Here is a 14,904-nt window from a genome sequence, read left to right as displayed (position 1 = left end):
TGATAAAAAATGCTGTCTAGGGAGTGGGATGAATGAAAACAATTGATATTTCCAGAAGGCTTGAAAATGGAATGCCAGTTTGGCCAGGAGATACACCCTTTCATTATGAGGTGTCATGGTCCAAAGCAGAGAGCGGGTCTGTTAACGTAGGGAGCCTTTCAATGAGCACCCATACTGGAACTCATGTTGATGCACCTTTTCATTTTGATGATGATGGAAAAAGAATCATTGAATTGGACCTCGAATTGTATATGGGTCCTGCAAGGGTTGTAGATATGACTGGGAAGGATAGCATTGGAGCTAAGGATTTAGAAGATGTAGATTTAGAGGGTATTCAAAGAGTGTTATTTCGAACACTATCATGGGAAAATGCATCTGAATTTCCAGAAAGAATTCCCCATTTGGAAGCTGACCTCGGTCCATACTTAGCGGAGAAGGGGATTCGGCTTATTGGGGTGGATGTTCCATCGGTCGATCCCATTGACAGTAAAGACCTTTATGCTCACCATAGTTTAAATGAAAACGGAATCCATATCCTTGAATCAGTCCTTTTGGATCAAGTAGAACCTGGTGATTATGAGTTAATTGCCCTACCGCTGCCATTGGTTGATGGGGATGGAAGTCCGGTAAGAGCAGTATTACGTTCACTATAAAAATAGAAGCAGCGAAAATGATCAATTTCCGCTGCTTCTTTCATGAAATACTTAACATAAAACCAATATAGCCTGAAAGGATAAATAGTAGACTCATTACTATTGCTAAAACCTTAGGAGCCTTTTTAATAAAGGTTACAATCACTAATGCCAAGAAAAGTAATGAAATCAAAAATAGGCTTATTGAAACAATTCCAGGTGAAAAATCAAAAGGAAATTCTATTGCACCTGGATGGAAAAAGGTAAATAGCTTTGAAGCCCCTTCAGCAAAAATCATCCTGCTTAGTTCATGAGGCGGTGAGACTTGTCCGAGTGCACCTGTGATGGAAAAAACAATTAAAACAATCACACTTTCCAGCTTCGCCCATGGAAGCGGATTATAAGAGGGATCATTTTTAAGTCTCTTCCGAATTAAAAAACTGTTAACAAAGGCAAAAACCAGTAATGGTAGAATGGCCAAATGTTTGATTAATAGTGTTTGACCATAGGAAATGGCTGTTACATTAACATAATCGGTCAAACTCATGTGATAGGTCATTAATGATATTCCTGTAATGGTCGTGGTGACCAAACATAAAACAGCAACGGGTGAAAACCACTTTAAGAAATTCAGCCAATGATCATGGTTACGTGAAAACCAACTTACCACCAGCAGAATTCCAACCCACGTTGTAATCGCCAAAAAGTGGGCTGAATGTGTGATGAAACCCGACCATTTGGATAAAGACGCTGCGTGGCTGGACCAGCCAAGTAAAGCAATTAAGATAAGTGTAAAAGCTAGACCTGTTATAGAGAATAAAGGTTTTTGTTCAAGTTTAATTGGAATTAGATAAATGAACAGGATCAACGAAATAATCCCCGTACTAATCCATGTCTTACCAACCTCGAAATTCGTTAACACAGACTTAAGAGTATAGCCTAAGCCCAGGTCCTCGTATAAATATAGAACAATTTTTAATACCGGTAAAAATGAAAATATAGCAATACCTAATGCTGCACCTAAAAGCACACCTTTTGGAATCTTAATTTCCGGTCGTGCAGTTTTCGGTATAAGACTAAGAATAAAGCTTCCTAGTAACAACGAAAAACAACAATAAAGTAATGCCTCACTTATAATACCTGCAATAAACATCTAGACTTGTTTCCTCCTAAAAATCAACCAATAGCTTCCGAAGCCCAAAACCATGATCAAACCAATAATGGCAGGGAGTACATAATTCATAATTTTAGGTTCATCTAAAGCAGGGTCATTTGCTTCTGTGGCTTGTTCTTTTATTACTGTTTCAGTGTCTACAGCTGATTTTGTTTCGGCTGTAGTCACATTTGTATTCAATTCTTCTGTCTCAACTTGTTCTGGAGGTGTTATATTCTCAGGAAGCTGCATGGTAAAAGGAACATCGCCCTCAAGCGGGTGCCCATCTTCTCCAATTATTTTCCAATGAATGTTATACGTTCCATTTAAAAGATTGTTTTCTACATTAGCGATTAATTGATTACCGCTAATGGATACTGTAGAAAGTGGAATAGAGATATTGTTTTCATCAAATAAGGTAAAAGAACTTGTTGGTTCTAACACAGTTTCAAAAGTAAGCGTGATAGCTTTAAGTGACTCTGTTACGATCTCTCCATTTTTTGGCGTAGAATCTTCCAAATGGGAATGTGCAAAGACATTTGCTCCAAATAAAAAGAACAACAACGAAGAGAGTAGAATAATTTTATTTAACATCATTATCAACTCCGATATATTGTTATCTTGCTGTTCTTCATTCTACCACCAATTCAAAGAAGTTATATCAAATTAAAGATAATGTTCACAATACGTTCAAATATAAATTATTACTATACTTAACCTATTTTACTATCTATCCTCATTAATATCATAGATGAGAGTGATATAAATCAATTTTTTATAGTGAAAAGGGTGATACACTTGGTGAAAATCATAATCATGAGGAGATGAAATGATGAGCAGCTATCAAATTGAAGGACAAAGAGCCGTCATTGATATTCGCGAAAGGGTCTTAAAGGGCGAACATCCACGACGGGAAATCTTAAATTTTGTAAAAACGGCACCGGTTGGGACTATATTTGAAATTCATTTACCGCATCGTGGCGAACCACTGGTTGCGACCTTTCAATCTATGGGGATGAACGCGATTGTAAATGAAATTGAACCAGGACATTTTCGCCTGATGGCAATAAAATTGAATGAAATTTAACCAAACTCAGAAATTCTTTTTAGCTGGTCCATCTCTAGAATCTGTATCTGCCTTTGACCTTCCATGCGAATTAAATTCTTGGACATAAAAGTCAAAAGCTTTCTACTTACAGATTCTGGAGTTGTTCCAATAAAGCTTGCTAAATCTTTCTTTGTTATCGGGAGCGTAAAAGTCTTGTTCTCAATGTTCATTTTTTCATGAAAAAGAAGAAGCGCCTTTGCAAGCCTTTGCTCCACTTCCATTAGACTTAAATTCCCCAATGACTCATCTGCTTCATATAGACGGTCGTTCATAGCCAGTAAAAAGCGGAACGACATATCAGAGTTACTTTCCATCACTTTTAAAAAGTCTTTTTTTTCTATTGAGCAGATTGTCGTTTGTTGGGCGGTTTCCGCATTTATATAATGTTTCTCATCTCTCAAAAGTGAAAATAGACCAAAGAAATCCCCAGGAAACAGGAGACGAACGATTTGTTCTTTTCCGTCTGCTGATGTTTTCGTTAGTTTAATCAGTCCTTCTTTAACGACAAATAACGTACTAGATCGTTCTCCCTCTCTAAAAATACATTCTCCTTTTTGAGCCATACGGCTGCGCGTTACCTTCCGCAGTTGCTGAATATCCTCCTCATTTAGTCCTTTAAAAACAGGAACTGTGATGAGACAGGATGATTCATGAGAGCAATGTTCACAACACACTTTTCAACCACTCCCTTAAAGTATTCGTTACTAGACAGTTTATCTTTCTTATAAAGACTTTGTCGTGATTCAAATCAAACCTTGATGTAAGTCAAGGTTTGATAGCTGGAATTTCTATAAACTAAGGTAGAATCCATGAATGAAAGGGGATATTCAAAATGAGTATGATTCAGTTGTCTCTAAATGATGTTGCCTGCTCTGGGTGTTTAGGAAAAATCAAAAGGAAAATAAAAAGATATAACGGGATAGAAAAGGTAAAGATCTTAGCTGGAAGCGGAAAAATCGAAATTAACTATAATGAAGCGATTATTGAACCAGAGGAAATAAATTCTACCATTCATAAATTGGCTATTCGAACATTTGATTAATATATTCTTCCTCCACGTTAAATAGATTTTTAAGCATTTGGGTCACTCCAGCCTCCATGGTGAACGGATGAATGGGTTTTTTATGGACACATTTTACTAAATAGGTTAGTATCAGAGGCATGTGTGGATATAATATGAAGAAATGAGATAAAAAAAGGAGTCGAATATGTTAAATACCTTAAGCCCTTTTTTACAAGAAAACTGGGAAAAGTCCGGATTTCAACAACCTACTTCCATCCAGGAAGCAGCAATCCCTCTGATTCTTGAAGGAAAAGATTTAATCGCAGAATCTCCAACTGGCACGGGCAAGACACTTGCTTATTTACTGCCATTATTAAATAAAATTGAACCTAATTCCCAATCACTCCAAGCAGTTGTATTAGCGTCTTCGCAGGAATTGGTCATGCAGGTTTATCAAGAATTTCAAAAGTGGTCAGAAGGCAGTGGAATAAGAGGCACATCCATTATTGGCGGGGCAAACGTAAAACGTCAGCTTGAAAAATTAAAAAAGCGTCCCCATGTTATTTTTGCTACACCGGGACGACTGTTTGAACTAATCAAACAGAAAAAAGTAAAAATGCACGAAGTGAAGCTGGTAGTTTTGGATGAAGGGGATCAGCTGCTGATTCCGGAGCATCTTAACACGGTTCAAAATATTGTTAAATCAACAATGGGCGACCGCCAAGTTGTTTTATTCTCAGCAACGATGAAAGCTGGAACAGAGAAACTGGCAAAGGAAATAACAAAGGAACCTGAAATCCTTCGAATAGAAAAGGATGAGCTGGCTTCCTCTGGAGAGGTTGAGCATATCTATTTCCTTGCTGAACCACGAGATAAGATTAAGCTTCTTGAAAAAATTGTCCGTTTAGATGACATCAAAGCTCTGGCATTTATAAATGATATTGGAGAAATCGAAGTTTTTAAAGAAAAGTTTCACTTTAAAGAATTATCAACAGGAATATTGCATAGTGATATGAAGAAATTGGAACGGCAGGCGGAGTTAAAGGCTTTCCGTGATGGCAAAACGAAAATGCTGATAGCTACAGATGTAGCAGCACGAGGATTGGATATTCAGGGAGTTACTCATGTTGTCCACGTGGATTTCCCGAGAGATATTGCCCAATATGTTCATAGAGCTGGAAGAACAGGACGAATGGGAGCGAATGGGATAGTTATTTCATTAGTCACGGAACGAGAAGAGAGAGAATTAAAACGATATTGCCAAGAACTTAATGTCACGCCTAATAAGAGAATATTTTACAAAGGCCAAATTGCTGAACCTGAACAAAAGGCACGGCGTTAATCAAAGACAGTGGGGATAACTCACTGTTTTTTTGATTGGAGGAATTCAATCATTTTTATAGAATCTTTATCTATAGGAGGGAATAACATGGAAAATCCTAAGTTAAACAAATATCTAAATGATTGGATTGAGGAAGCCACCATCACCCAAATGCAGGAAAAAATGACTAACGGAGAGCTTACCTCAAAAGAACTTGTGTTGATGTATCTACATAGAATTTCGATTTATGATAAAAATATTCACTCGATCCTTGAGGTGAATCCAGAAGCTTTACATATCGCAGCAGCTCTTGATGCACAGCGGAAGGAAACGGGACCACGCAGTGCGTTGCATGGTGTTCCCATTTTGATAAAAGATAATATTGATACAGCTGATAAAATGCATACGAGCGCTGGATCTTTAGCATTAAAGGATTCGATTGCCGTAAAAGACTCTTATGTGGCGGAACAGCTTCGAAAAGCAGGAGCTGTCATTCTTGGTAAAACGAATATGACCGAGTGGGCAAACTTTATGGCTATTGGTATGAAAAGCGGGTATAGCTCACGCGGAGGACAAGTATTAAACCCATATGGTCCAGGACAATTTGAAGTTGGTGGATCTAGTTCGGGTTCTGGGGCAGCTGTTGCTGCAAATTTAGCAGCAGCAGCGATTGGAACGGAAACGTCTGGTTCGATTTTGAATCCATCCTGCCAAAACTCACTAGTAGGAATCAAACCGACAGTGGGTCTAATTAGCAGGAGAGGAATTATTCCGATTGCCCATACGCAGGATACTGCTGGACCAATGGCTCGAACTGTTAGGGATGCAGTCATCCTCTTGAATGCCTTAACGGGTAGAGACGAAGAAGACCCAATAACAAGAACGAATCCACTAGTTGGGAAAGACTTTACAGAACATTTACGTAAAGATGGACTTAAGGGAAAAAGAATCGGAATTGCCATGGAAGGATTCATTGGACAGTTAAGTGAAGAAATGCAAACGGTCTTCCAAGAGACTGTTGCTGTTTTAGAGGCGTCCGGTGCAGAGATTATCGAACATATCGAAATTCCATGTGCGACAGTGAAATGGTCGTACAATGTTTTGACTTATGAATTTAAACCCGACTTAAACGCCTATCTAAACAATCTTCAACCATCTATACCTATTAGGTCGTTAAGAGATTTAATACAATTTAATCATGAAAATGAAGAAAAAATGCTCAAGTATGGACAGGCAGTTCTGATTCAATCAGAAGCAACAAGAGGTTCTTTAACCGAAGGAAAATATGTGCAGTCATTGGAATTTGATTATTATCATTCTACCCAGCAAGGAATTGACTATGCGCTTGAGAAGTATCAATTAGATGCTATTGTTTTTCCAAGTGAAGAGGGTTCGCATATTAGTGCCAAAGCTGGCTATCCGACCATAGCTGTACCTGCTGGTTATACCGCTGAAGGTGAACCTGTCGGGATTACTTTTGCAGGAACCGCTTATAGTGAACCTACGTTGATTGAAGCAGCCTATGGTTTTGAACAATTAACAAGGTTCCGAAAAGCACCAGTTCTTGGTGTAGAATAACTTCATCAATTATCACTCATACTATTTATGAATTTCTCTAAAAGGAGATGATAGTATGGGAAAAACGAAACTTGGTAATGCCAATGCCCAACGAAATAACAATCGTAAAAAGGGAATGAAAACCAGTGCTGAACTTGTTGAGTTTTCAACAGGTGAAGAGTTAAAACAGAACCGTCCGCACGGTAAATAGAGGAAACGCCTCCTGCAGAAGGAGGCGTTTCATATTTAAGCGAATTTGTAGATATCGGTCAAAAGTGTGTAGATAAATTCAAAAAGTGTGTAGATAACGACTTAAAGTGTGTAGATAAAAAGTAGAATTGTGTAGATATCTCACAATGTTGTGTAGATATCCGATTCATATCATTCATCCCCGACATATTTTAGTGCCTTTTTAGCTGGTCCTTCAATGACATCTCCTGAATACGAGTACCGGGAACCGTGACATGGACAATCCCATGACTTTTCGGCATGATTCCATTCACATTCACAGCCTAGATGTGTGCAAGTTGTATCAACGATATACAATTTGCCGTTTTCATCTTTATATGCGCCTGCACGCTTGCCATTATGCATGACGACAGAACCTTCTCCAACCTCCAAATCCCCAGGATCCTTTGGAACAAACTCAAGCTTCCCTTTTATTAAATGTTTTGCCACATCTGCATTGGTTGTCACAATAGATTTAATATCTGGATCAGCGTCAAATCGTGATGGGGAATATAATTCCTTATAAGGATTATCACGATTTAAAACAAAATCAGTAAGTAAATGTGCCGCAAGAATTCCAGAAGTCATACCCCATTTTTTATAGCCGGTTGCCACTAAAATATGCTCTTTACCTGCTGTAATAGGACCGATATAAGGTACCTTATCTAAGCTAACCAAATCCTGAGCAGACCAGCGATAATGATACTCCGATAAATCAAACACTTCCTTCGCAAAGGATTCAAGTGCAAGATAATGATTAAGGGTATCGATACCCTGTCCTGTTTTATGGTTTTCCCCGCCAAGAATAAGGAGGTTACTCCCTTCTATAGGTGTATAGCGAATCGATCTGGTCGGGCTGTCAGCACTAATATACATGCCTCCTGGGTACTTCATATCCGTTTTTATCCCAATCGCGTAGGACCTATCCGCGTACATTCTTGCAAAATAGAGACCCGGTTTATCGTAAAAAGGGAAATGAGAGGCAATCATTACATGCCTGCAGGTAACTCGATGTCCATCCTTAGTGACAACCTTAGGCTGTGAAGAATCTTCATCTTCAATATCAACAGCTGTTGTATTTTCATAAACAGCACAGCCAGCACCAACAGCTTCATCAAGGAGACCTTTTAAAAATTTCAATGGGTGGTATTGTGCCTGATTTCGCATTAGTAAAGCAGATTTTATTTGAATATCAAAGGGAATGTTACCTACTAAATCACCGTCGATTCCAAGTCTTTGGTAAGCTGACCACTCCATTTCCAACTTTTCAGCATATTGATCAGAAGTAGCGTAGACATAGGCGTCTTGTTTGCTAAAATCACAATCTATGCCTGTTTGTTTCACTGTAGTTTCAACGAAATTGATGGCATTTGAGGATGATTCAAAATAAAGCTTCGCCTTTTCCTCACCAAAATGACCTATTAATTCATCGTAAATCAATCCATGCTGAGCAGTAAGCTTAGCAGTTGTATGTCCTGTTGTTCCGTTTAATACTCCGCCTGCTTCAATCACTGCGACTTTTACCCCTTCTTTTGCAAGTAAATACGCAGCGGTAATGCCTGTAATTCCAGCTCCGATAATCGCAACCTCTACTGTTGTGTCTTCATTCAATGTTTCAAAAGTGGGTAATTCTATTTCACGCCAATACGTTCTGGGAAAATGGTGGGTACTTTCAGATGAACTCATTTGTATTCCTCCAGTAATATATTCATAGGCTTAATTTTTCCAAATTTAGCGAAATCATGTGATGGTTTCCATTATTAATGAAATATTATTTGGAAAAAAATTTAGATTGACGAAAGATAGTGGTATTGATATTTTTTAATATAATAACTATTTCGAAAATTAAGAAGAGGGTGCTGAAATGGGGAAGAGATTTGAGACAGAAATTTTACATGGTAATAAGAAAAGTAATAGCAAAATAGCTAGTAAAGTTACACCAATTTATCAGACCTCTTCATTTACCTTTAAAGATCTTGATGAACTAGAAGGATTTTATCATGGGAATGGTCAATATCTTTATTCACTTGTCGGCAATCCGAATACAGATGAGCTCGGGGAATCAGTTGCATATAAAGAACCCTGGAATTCCAGGGTTCGTTTACGTTAATGATATAAGATTAGTCGATTTCTTTTTTTACCGGATCAATACGGGTGGAGTCTTCAGAATTCAGCGTTCCTCTTAAAAAATATACCAATGTACCACCAACAAATCCAAGACAAATGATAAAACCAATGGCAGTCACCCACCATCCAGCCATTCAAATCCCCCCTTTCTAATCTATATGCGAAGGGGGGACCTTTTTTTCATTATTTATTTCTTCTTATCCAAATCAGCATAATAATCTACTTTCTTAATATTTACTCCTACAAACGTTTCAATGATGGATTGCCCGCCTGCAATCGAGAATATCAAAATAAAGACAAACGTAACCCGTGGAAACAGTAAATATCCGCCACCGAGAAATATGGCACTCCAAACTCCAGCACACCAATAACATTTCAATAAATACCCAAACATGCCTTTCGGAATTTCCTTTGTTTCGATTCCATGATTGGTTTCTACTTTAACTTTCTTCATAAATGGCCTGCGTATAAATTCAGTGATTTTATCAAAAACAATTAAATGCGTTAATCGGTAACTTGCTAAAATTAACATGACATAGGTAATCCATGAAATGTCTCTCATTTTCTCCTCCGAATTTCAATGATAGTTATAGTCTGTCGTCTACCATGAACACTAAACAAAAATTTTATATTACTACCTGTATATTTTGAGCCTTAAATCAAAAATATATATCGGAGGAGGCGAAAAAATGAAAAAATCATTTTGGTTTAGTTTAATGTTTTTACTATCGCTAATTAATATACCAAGCATTTCATTTGCCCAGCAGATTTACACAGTCCAGCCAGGCGATTCACTATGGAAAATCGCTGTTCGTTACCAAGTTGGGGTTTCTGAAATCATCTCAGCGAATCCGCAATTTAGGAATCCAAACCTCATTTATCCAGGAGATAAGGTTACAATTCCTAATTTTGATGCAACTAAAAGCATTGAAAGTCAAGTCATCCAATTAACGAATCAGGAACGAGCAAAAAATGGATTAAGAGCCTTAACTTTAGATTGGGAGCTTTCCAGGGTGGCTCGTTATAAGTCCATGGACATGAGGGATAAAAACTATTTTAGTCATGATAGTCCGACATATGGAAGTCCCTTTACGATGATGAAGAACTTTGGAATTTCCTATCGCTCCGCAGGTGAAAATATTGCAGCAGGGCAAATAACGGCTCAGGAAGTGGTTCGAGCTTGGATGAACAGTCCGGGTCATCGAGCAAATATTCTAAGTGGAAATTATACGCATATAGGTGTTGGATACGCGAAAGGCGGATCACAAAGACATTATTGGACACAAATGTTTATCTCCAAATAATCAATAAAAGGGTCAGTTCCTACACAAGGGACTGACCCTTTCTACGTCTTAAGACCGATATGAAAATAAAGCGCTGGTTCGTTATGAGAAAATTAGAATAGAGGTAAGATGAAATCAAGATAAAGAAAGGAGGAAAATACAAAATGAAAAAATTTGGTTTACTACTAGCTGGTGGAATTGCGGCCATCATTTTACTTTCAACAATAGGTCCGATGGTAGGATTACTGGTTGGTCTTGCTATTCTGTACTTCATTTTCAAAAAGTTCTTAAAGGCTGAATCGACCGGAGGCAAGATTGTTCTGGGGATTATCGGATTCTTTGTCCTAATGGCCTCTATTCATAACGCTCCTGCTATCATTGGTGTTCTTGCTGCCTATGTACTTTATCTTGTTTATAAAAACTGGAATAGCAGCAAAAAGACAGTGATAAAAGAGGAGACTGACCCGTTTGTAAATTTTGAAAAACAATGGAATGAACTTAACAATCATTAATCAAAGGAGAGATAATAAATGACAAACTTATTTGCAAGAATTAAAGATACTATTATGGCTGATTTACATGCTGCGGTTGACCAAAAGGAAAAACAAAATCCAATTGCTCTTCTTAACCAATATCTACGCCAATGTGAGCAAGAGACTGAAAAGGTAAGAAAGCTGGTGGAACGTCAATATTCACTGAAAGATAAATTCACTAGGGAATATTCCCAAGCAGTGGAGTTGGCAGAAAAAAGGCAGTATCAGGCGGAAATCGCTTCTAAAGCAGGTGAAACCGAGCTTTATGAATTTGCTTCAGCAGAACATCAGCAATACTCAAGCCGTGTTGAACGTCTTGGAGCTTCTCTTGAGCAAGTTAAAGGTCAGCTCGGAGAATTAGAAAGAAAATATGAGGAAATGAAACATAAGTTAAAAGATATGCAAATCCGTCGATTGGAATTAATGGGCCGTGAGAATGTAACCCGCGCTAATCATCGAATGAATAAAGTATTAGACTCAAATACTACATCTAATAATGCAAACACACGTTTTCAAGAAATTGACAATTACTTAGATCGTTTAGACCATCAAGTAAAAAGTTCTTATTACCGCGATACCATTGATGCAAGAATTGCTCAATTAGAAAAAGAAATGAAATTAGAAGAAAGCAAGTCCATTTAATAACCAAAACATGGTATTCTATAAAGGTGCAGTCCTCTGCACCTTTTTGGCCATAACAGGAAAACAAAAAACAAACAACAAAAAGGGAGGGTGGCCAGATGTTAAAAAATGCAAAGAATGATTATACAGGATGGCTGGTTGTAATTGGGGTTGTCGTTCTGCTGTTAGAAATTCTATTTTTCAACAGTGGTCTTATATTCTCCCTTCTATTTTCTGGTGGTCTCATTTATATTGGCAGAAGAAAAGCAGGGAAGAGAAGTGGAAAAGTTCTTTTCCTAGCAGGAATTATTTTTCTTTTAATTAGTGTATTTAGCATGATGACCTTCAAGTTTTTATTGCTGGCTATTCTCTTACATTTTATTATTCAATATTCTAACTCAAAAAAGAATCTAAATAAGATTACATTAGATATAAAAGAAGCAGAGCAGGCTAAACAGGAAGAGACGCTGATTAAGACCAAGCCGCTTTTTGAAAATATATTTTTCGGACAGCAAAAAACGCCTAGCGGTGTTTATGAATGGAATGACATTAACATCCAATCTGGAATTGGAGATACCATCATAGATCTAAGTTATACTGTTTTGCCAAAAGGTGAAACGATCATCTTTATACGAAATGTCATTGGAAATATCCAAGTCCAAATACCTTATGAAATAGAAGTAAGCGTTCATCACTCAAGTGTTGTTGGTTCTACTACTGTTTTTGAAAATCATCAGGCTCAGGTTTTTAACCAAGCTTTCCATCTTAAGACAGCCGGCTATGATCAGGCAGAACAAAAGGTGAAAATCTTTACATCCTTGTTGGTGGGAAATTTAGAGGTGAGCCGGATATGAGCACCATCCAAAGGCAGGTTGTTTGGAATATTACCTTTTCGGTTATTATTGCCTTCATTGTGGCTGCAACCTTTATAATTGTTTTTCCGATGTCAGATTGGTCTGAACTATGGAATCGACATTTTATGGATATCCCGTTTGTCATTTTTATACCTGCATTCAGTATTGCTATGGGGATACTACTGGGCATCGTTTCAGGTATATTCTGGAGAAGACAGTTTCAGGCTGTTGAGCATTCATTGCACCAGTTAGAGCAAGGGAAACAGATTGGATCAAATGAAAAGCAAACCATTACAGAAATGCAAAGTATAGCCGAACAGATTGATAGAATAGGCAGGCAAATGTCTGAACAAGCCAAGCTTTCACAACGATTGGCTACGGAAAAAGTAGAAGACCAGGAAGCCAGGATTCAAGAAATTATTGAACAGGAACGAAATCGACTCGCTCGTGAATTACATGATTCAGTCAGTCAGCAATTATTTGCTGCTTCCATGATGATGTCTGCCATCAACACAACCAAACAAAGTACGAATGAAGAGGATAGGGAAGCTAAGCAGTTGAAAATGGTGGAAGAAATGATTCACCAATCACAACTTGAAATGCGTGCTCTGCTTCTTCATTTGCGTCCAGTTGCGTTAAAAAATAAAACGCTGCAAGAAGGAATTGAAGAGCTATTAGTCGAATTATCACAGAAAGTAACAATGGAAATTAAGTGGAAGGTAGAAGCATTTCCACTAGATAAGGGAATCGAGGATCATCTTTTCCGTATCCTCCAAGAGTCTGTATCCAATACGCTTCGTCATTCAAAGGCGAACAAACTTGAAGTTTTATTGATTATGCGTGATGACCTTGTAATCCTAAGAATTGTTGATGACGGGATTGGCTTTGAAGTCGATAACATGAAGGCTGGATCTTATGGTATGCAGAATATGCATGAGAGGGCGCTTGAAGTTGGAGGCACTTTAAAGGTAATCAGTGTGAAAAGTAAAGGTACAAGGCTGGAAGTGAAGGTACCGGTTATGATAAATGGAGATGGTGTAAATGATTAGAGTAGTATTTGTCGATGATCATGAGATGGTGAGAATTGGAGTTTCCGCATATTTATCTGCACAGCCAGACATTGAGGTGGTTGGTGAGGCCGCTGATGGAAAAAAAGGCGTGGAACTGGCACTTGAGCTAAGACCTGATATTATTTTAATGGATTTAGTGATGAAGGAAATGGACGGGATTGAAGCAACCAGGCAAATTATTGAAAGATGGCCTGAAGCAAAAGTCATCATTGTCACCAGCTTTTTAGACGATGAAAAGGTGTATCCCGCACTAGAGGCCGGTGCTACTAGTTATATGTTGAAAACTTCAAAAGCAGATGAAATTGCTAATGCTGTTCGCGCTACATATCATGGACAGTCAGTTCTTGAGCCTGAAGTAACAGGGAAAATGATGGTAAAAATGCGCCAAAAACATCAACATCTGCCACATGAAGAACTCACCAGCCGTGAAATGGAAATTCTCATGTTAATGGCAGAGGGAAAAACAAATCAAGACATAGCGGATGAGCTATTTATCGCATTAAAGACAGTTAAAACCCATGTGAGTAATATATTAAGTAAACTTAACGTTCAAGACCGAACACAGGCTGTCATTTATGCTTTTAAACACTCGTTAATTAAATAACACTTCATAAAGGACTGAACCAGTCCTTTTTTTATTGAATCTAGCTCCATAAGAAGAAGGATATTAAAACTATCGCTTTTTATAATAGTTTTTCTAAGGGAGATAGATTCCCTTTGACGTTTTCCAATTTTTCTAGTCATTCTGTAGTCGAACATATTCATCGCATTTTTTTGACATATATAAAATTTATCATTAGTATCATTATCAATTCGATTAATTTACAGGAGAGACAAAGATGAAAATTTATGTTGATGCAGATGCTTGTCCAGTAAAGGATATTATTATCTCAGAAGGTACGAATGCCGCAATTCCAGTAATCCTTGTTACGAGCTTTTCCCATTTTTCTATTGCGGAACAACCATCAGGAGTGGAAACCATTTATGTTGATTCTGGAGCAGATGCTGCGGATTATAGGATTATGAAGTTAGTAAGCATAGGCGATATCATTGTTACGCAAGATTATGGTCTTGCTTCGCTGGGTTTAGCAAAAGGGTGCAGAGTCTTCCACCATAAAGGATTTACCTATACAAATGAAAACATAGATCAATTATTACAAACACGTTATTTAAGTGCTATGGCTCGAAAAAGCGGAAAGCGTACAAAGGGACCAAAGCCTTTTACATCAGAAGATAGGGAGCAATTTAGGGAGCTTTTTAAAAGAGCCATTGCTCACAATACATAACCACAAGGTATATTCTTCAACGTCTATTACATAATTGGCTACGTTATAATATACTCGAATGATATGATCTAGCCCTACAAGAATCAGTGGGTTAGGACAAGGCTCGAGGATTTCCAGTGGTTCCTGTC

Annotated in this window: 20 protein-coding genes; 14 read left to right on the top strand and 6 right to left on the bottom strand. The window is 37.8% G+C overall.

Annotated features, from left to right (window positions below; genetic code table 11):
* Window positions 1-32 precede the first annotated feature (32 nt).
* Window positions 33-653, top strand: a complete 621-nt coding sequence (gene kynB, locus TR08_RS29455; protein WP_045524471.1) for an arylformamidase — start codon at window positions 33-35, stop codon at window positions 651-653.
* A gap of 40 nt (window positions 654-693) precedes the next feature.
* Here the strand turns inward: kynB and TR08_RS29450 are convergent, their stop codons facing one another.
* Window positions 694-1,785 carry a copper resistance D family protein gene (locus TR08_RS29450; RefSeq protein WP_045524465.1) on the bottom strand — a complete coding sequence of 364 codons (1,092 nt, stop codon included), beginning with the start codon at window positions 1,783-1,785 and terminating at the stop codon, window positions 694-696.
* Window positions 1,786-2,379: a copper resistance CopC family protein gene (locus TR08_RS29445; RefSeq protein WP_045524463.1), complete on the bottom strand. Its 594-nt coding sequence runs from the start codon at window positions 2,377-2,379 to the stop codon at window positions 1,786-1,788. It lies immediately after the preceding gene.
* A gap of 238 nt (window positions 2,380-2,617) precedes the next feature.
* On the opposite strand from TR08_RS29445, the gene TR08_RS29440 reads away from it, so the two are divergent.
* Window positions 2,618-2,872, top strand: a complete 255-nt coding sequence (locus tag TR08_RS29440; RefSeq protein ID WP_045524461.1) for a hypothetical protein — start codon at window positions 2,618-2,620, stop codon at window positions 2,870-2,872.
* Here the strand turns inward: TR08_RS29440 and TR08_RS29435 are convergent.
* Window positions 2,869-3,567, bottom strand: a complete 699-nt coding sequence (locus TR08_RS29435) for a Crp/Fnr family transcriptional regulator (protein WP_045524459.1) — start codon at window positions 3,565-3,567, stop codon at window positions 2,869-2,871. The two genes, TR08_RS29440 and TR08_RS29435, sit on opposite strands and share 4 nt — an antisense overlap.
* A 158-nt stretch (window positions 3,568-3,725) precedes the next feature.
* On the opposite strand from TR08_RS29435, the gene TR08_RS29430 reads away from it, so the two are divergent.
* The 4 genes from TR08_RS29430 to TR08_RS33765 all read left to right on the top strand — a co-directional run bounded on the left by TR08_RS29430 (window position 3,726) and on the right by TR08_RS33765 (window position 6,985).
* Window positions 3,726-3,935, top strand: a complete 210-nt coding sequence (locus TR08_RS29430) for a heavy-metal-associated domain-containing protein (protein ID WP_045524456.1) — start codon at window positions 3,726-3,728, stop codon at window positions 3,933-3,935.
* A 166-nt stretch (window positions 3,936-4,101) separates the two neighbouring features.
* On the top strand, window positions 4,102-5,238 hold the full coding sequence (locus TR08_RS29425; protein ID WP_045524454.1) for a DEAD/DEAH box helicase: 1,137 nt from the start codon (window positions 4,102-4,104) through the stop codon (window positions 5,236-5,238).
* An 87-nt stretch (window positions 5,239-5,325) separates the two neighbouring features.
* Window positions 5,326-6,795 (top strand): amidase family protein, encoded by a 1,470-nt coding sequence (locus TR08_RS29420; RefSeq protein WP_045524453.1) that lies wholly within the window; start codon window positions 5,326-5,328, stop codon window positions 6,793-6,795.
* A 55-nt stretch (window positions 6,796-6,850) separates the two neighbouring features.
* The gene (locus TR08_RS33765) at window positions 6,851-6,985 is read left to right on the top strand and encodes a hypothetical protein (RefSeq protein ID WP_274521065.1); all 135 of its coding nucleotides are present in this window, start codon (window positions 6,851-6,853) and stop codon (window positions 6,983-6,985) included.
* A gap of 170 nt (window positions 6,986-7,155) precedes the next feature.
* On the opposite strand, the gene TR08_RS29415 is transcribed toward TR08_RS33765, so the two are convergent.
* The gene (locus tag TR08_RS29415) at window positions 7,156-8,688 is read right to left on the bottom strand and encodes an FAD-dependent oxidoreductase (protein WP_045524451.1); all 1,533 of its coding nucleotides are present in this window, start codon (window positions 8,686-8,688) and stop codon (window positions 7,156-7,158) included.
* Between the two features lie 178 nt (window positions 8,689-8,866).
* Here TR08_RS29415 and TR08_RS29410 point away from each other — a divergent pair, with 178 nt between their 5' ends.
* A complete protein-coding gene (locus tag TR08_RS29410; protein ID WP_045524449.1) occupies window positions 8,867-9,112 on the top strand; it encodes a PLP-dependent transferase in 246 nt (81 codons plus the stop codon).
* A 10-nt stretch (window positions 9,113-9,122) separates the two neighbouring features.
* On the opposite strand, the gene TR08_RS32940 is transcribed toward TR08_RS29410, so the two are convergent.
* Both TR08_RS32940 and TR08_RS29405 read right to left on the bottom strand, forming a co-directional pair.
* On the bottom strand, window positions 9,123-9,263 hold the full coding sequence (locus TR08_RS32940; protein ID WP_193747880.1) for a hypothetical protein: 141 nt from the start codon (window positions 9,261-9,263) through the stop codon (window positions 9,123-9,125).
* A 53-nt stretch (window positions 9,264-9,316) separates the two neighbouring features.
* On the bottom strand, window positions 9,317-9,691 hold the full coding sequence (locus tag TR08_RS29405; protein WP_045524447.1) for a DUF1360 domain-containing protein: 375 nt from the start codon (window positions 9,689-9,691) through the stop codon (window positions 9,317-9,319).
* A gap of 127 nt (window positions 9,692-9,818) precedes the next feature.
* Between TR08_RS29405 and safA the strand changes: the two genes are divergently transcribed.
* From safA to TR08_RS29370, 7 genes are all read left to right on the top strand, one after another.
* Window positions 9,819-10,433: a SafA/ExsA family spore coat assembly protein gene (gene safA / locus TR08_RS29400; protein ID WP_045524445.1), complete on the top strand. Its 615-nt coding sequence runs from the start codon at window positions 9,819-9,821 to the stop codon at window positions 10,431-10,433.
* 143 nt (window positions 10,434-10,576) lie between these two features.
* Window positions 10,577-10,924: a lmo0954 family membrane protein gene (locus TR08_RS29395; RefSeq protein WP_045524443.1), complete on the top strand. Its 348-nt coding sequence runs from the start codon at window positions 10,577-10,579 to the stop codon at window positions 10,922-10,924.
* 18 nt (window positions 10,925-10,942) lie between these two features.
* Complete coding sequence (locus TR08_RS29390) at window positions 10,943-11,587, top strand: PspA/IM30 family protein (RefSeq protein WP_045524442.1); 645 nt, start codon at window positions 10,943-10,945, stop codon at window positions 11,585-11,587.
* Between the two features lie 98 nt (window positions 11,588-11,685).
* Window positions 11,686-12,420, top strand: coding sequence for a cell wall-active antibiotics response protein LiaF (gene liaF / locus TR08_RS29385; RefSeq protein WP_045524440.1), 735 nt, complete (start codon window positions 11,686-11,688; stop codon window positions 12,418-12,420).
* Window positions 12,417-13,469 (top strand): sensor histidine kinase, encoded by a 1,053-nt coding sequence (locus TR08_RS29380; protein ID WP_045524438.1) that lies wholly within the window; start codon window positions 12,417-12,419, stop codon window positions 13,467-13,469. The genes liaF and TR08_RS29380 overlap by 4 nt, the downstream gene beginning before the upstream one ends.
* The gene (locus tag TR08_RS29375; protein WP_045524436.1) at window positions 13,462-14,094 is read left to right on the top strand and encodes a response regulator transcription factor; all 633 of its coding nucleotides are present in this window, start codon (window positions 13,462-13,464) and stop codon (window positions 14,092-14,094) included. The genes TR08_RS29380 and TR08_RS29375 overlap by 8 nt, the downstream gene beginning before the upstream one ends.
* A gap of 235 nt (window positions 14,095-14,329) precedes the next feature.
* Window positions 14,330-14,776 carry a YaiI/YqxD family protein gene (locus TR08_RS29370; protein WP_045524432.1) on the top strand — a complete coding sequence of 149 codons (447 nt, stop codon included), beginning with the start codon at window positions 14,330-14,332 and terminating at the stop codon, window positions 14,774-14,776.
* Window positions 14,777-14,904 lie beyond the last annotated feature (128 nt).

This window comes from Neobacillus niacini, from assembly GCF_000759675.1.
GTDB classification, from domain to species: domain Bacteria; phylum Bacillota; class Bacilli; order Bacillales; family Cytobacillaceae; genus Neobacillus; species Neobacillus niacini_A.
This window is presented reverse-complemented; position numbering and strand designations above follow the sequence as displayed.